Here is a 2,647-nt window from a genome sequence, read left to right on the forward strand (position 1 = left end):
CGAAGCCCGGCCCACCGGCCGAAGCCCGGCCCACCGGCCGAAGCCCGGCCCACCGGCCGAAGCCCGGCCCACCGGCCGAAGCCCGGCCCACCGGCTGGAATGGGGTGCCGGAAGGCCGGAGCCGGCCGCTCAGAGCGGGCCGACCTGATCCGCCGGTCAGGGACCGCCGGAGGCGTCCAGCGCGGCCAAGCGGTCGTGCAGCGGCGCGAAGAGCGCGGGCGGGGCCGCGACCACCAGGTCCGGCCCCGGCGGCCGACCGGCCAGGCCAGCGACCCGGACCCCCGCCTCGGCGGCCACCAGCCCGCCAGCCGCCAGGTCCCAAGCCGCAAGACCCTTCTCGAAGTACGCGTCGAGCCGCCCCTCGGCGACCAAACAGAGGTCCAGCGCCGCCGCGCCGAGTCGCCGGATGTCCCGTACGTGTGCGATCAGCCCGGCCACCACCTGCGCCTGGTGCGCCCGACGGCCGGCGTCGTACCCGAAGCCGGTGCCGACCAGCGCCTGCCCCAGGTCCACCTCGCCGGAGCAGCGCAGGCGTGCACCGTCGCGCCAGGCCCCGCCGCCGGCCGTGGCGGTCCATTCCTCGCCGGTACTCACGTTGCGCACGACGCCGGCAACCACCACCCCGTTCACCTCGGCGGCCAGCGAGACAGCGGAGTACGGCAGCCCGTAGAGGTAGTTCACAGTCCCGTCGATCGGGTCGACGATCCAGCGCACTCCGCTGCGCGCCGCGCCGGCGGCTTCCTCGCCGTACTCCTCGCCCAGCACCGAGTCGTCGGGGCGTAGCGCGGCCAACGCGGCGAGGATCTGCCGCTCGACCGCGCGGTCGGCGGCGGTGACCACGTCGGTGACGGTGCTCTTGGTGGCGGCGACGACGACCCCCTCGGCACGCATCCGGTACGCGGTGTCCGCCGCGTCCCGAGCCACCTTCACCGCGATGGTCAGCAGCTCCGACGGTGTCGTAGCCGAGTTGGTCATGATTCGCCTCTTTCCGCACTCCGAGTGCATGTGGGTGGGTGAACTACCGACCCAGCCTCGGAAGATCATCGTTCCCGACGCCGTACGACGGCACCAGAGCAGGGATCTTCGGCGTCTGGATCCGCTGCGAAGTGGGCGCACGGCACCGCCCTCGCAGCTTGACCGGCCGACCTCCGCCAATATGCCCCTTTCGGTTGGTAATGTCGCTTAAGTGCTTACCGCCCCGTCCACGCTCGGCTCACAACCGTTGCCCAACCGCGACCTGGTGGGGACGCCACTGGCCAGGCCGACAACGACCCCGGTGATCCACACGCGCACCCTCGCAACCGCCACGTCGACCACGTACTGCCTGCTCAAACGGCAGTTCGGACACGTTCTGCGCGCCACCCGGCGCGACGACGGAAGCCCTTCGCCGGCCGCGCGGCTATCATTACCGCGAAGCCCATATCTCCACCCCACCGACGGTCCCCACCGGCGGTACGCGGTGCGGAGCAGGATGATCGCCGCAGACGGCGTTACAATTCACCCCTGCCCACGCGGCACGGACCGCCGACCACCGGCCGGACCGTGACACGAGGGTCCCTCAACCACATCGCCCGGCACGGTAACCCTCGCTGCGCTGGACGAACCCGCCGTGCCCGCTCTTCGCCTCCGGAAGGTCATTCGTGACAGAACCCCGCCAGCCCGGCGCCGACGTTCGCTCGCTCACCGACACCCTGATCGCCCACGCCCAGAGCGCCGGTGGTCAGCTCACGTCGGCTCAGCTCGCGCGCACCGTCGAGTCCGCCGAGGTGACTCCGGCCCAGGCCAAGAAGATCCTGCGGGCGCTCTCCGAGGCGGGAGTGACCGTCGTGGTGGACGGCTCGGCGAGCACCCGCCGCCGCGTCGCCGCGGCCCGCTCGACCACGCCCGCGTCCCGGGCCACCACCGCCAAGACCACCAAGAAGGCCGCCGCGCCGGCTCCGAAGCAGGCACCCGCCGGCGACGACGCCCCGGCGACGTCGGCTCCGCGCAAGGTGGCCGCTCGCAAGGCGACCGGCGCCGAGGCCGCAATGGCGACGCCGACGAAGGCGACCAAGTCGACCCGAGCCACCAAGGCGACGGTGGCAGCGGCTGCCGGGGCCAAGCCGACCAAGGCTGGCGGCAAGGCCAAGGGCGAGGGCGCCGAGGGCGAGATCGACCCGGAGGAGCTGGCCGCCGCGATCGAGGACGTGGTGGTCGAGGAGCCGGCCGAGCTGGCCCAGGCAGCCGAGACCGACGCAGCCGCCTCGGCGACCGACAACGACTTCGAGTGGGACGACGAAGAGTCCGAGGCCCTCAAGCAGGCGCGACGCGACGCCGAGCTGACCGCCTCCGCCGACTCCGTCCGGGCGTACCTGAAGCAGATCGGCAAGGTTCCGCTGCTCAACGCCGAGCAGGAGGTGGAGCTGGCCAAGCGGATCGAGGCCGGGCTCTACGCCGCCGAGCGGCTGCGGGCCGCCGACGAGGGCGAGGAGAAGCTCGTCCGGGAGATGGTCCGTGACCTGGGCTGGATCTCCCGCGACGGCGAGCGGGCCAAGAACCACCTCCTGGAGGCGTACGCCACCTGTGTCACCGCAGAAAGTGCAAGATCGCGCGATAGTGGGTCTCCCGGACGGCGGCAACTCCTCCGTCGATGATGGAGTTGTGGTGG

1 protein-coding gene and 1 pseudogene are annotated in these 2,647 nt (G+C 72.3%); one reads left to right on the forward strand and one right to left on the reverse strand.

The features are described from left to right. Positions 1-156: 156 nt before the first annotated feature. Entirely contained in the window at positions 157-975 is an 819-nt protein-coding gene (locus tag ABZ749_RS17470; protein WP_357228868.1) for an inositol monophosphatase family protein, read from the reverse strand. Positions 976-1,640: 665 nt separating this feature from the next. Between ABZ749_RS17470 and ABZ749_RS17475 the strand changes: the two are divergent. Next, positions 1,641-2,552: pseudogene (locus ABZ749_RS17475) on the forward strand (sigma-70 factor domain-containing protein); the annotation flags it as partial. Between the last annotated feature and the right edge of the window lie 95 nt (positions 2,553-2,647).

Origin of the sequence: Micromonospora sp. NPDC047753, from assembly GCF_040642735.1 — a bacterium.
Lineage (GTDB): Bacteria > Actinomycetota > Actinomycetes > Mycobacteriales > Micromonosporaceae > Micromonospora.

Excerpts from the sequence above, each read along its gene's own strand:
- ABZ749_RS17470 (WP_357228868.1), bottom strand. The coding sequence starts at position 975 with ATGACCAACTCGGCTACGACACCGTCGGAGCTGCTGACCATCGCGGTG.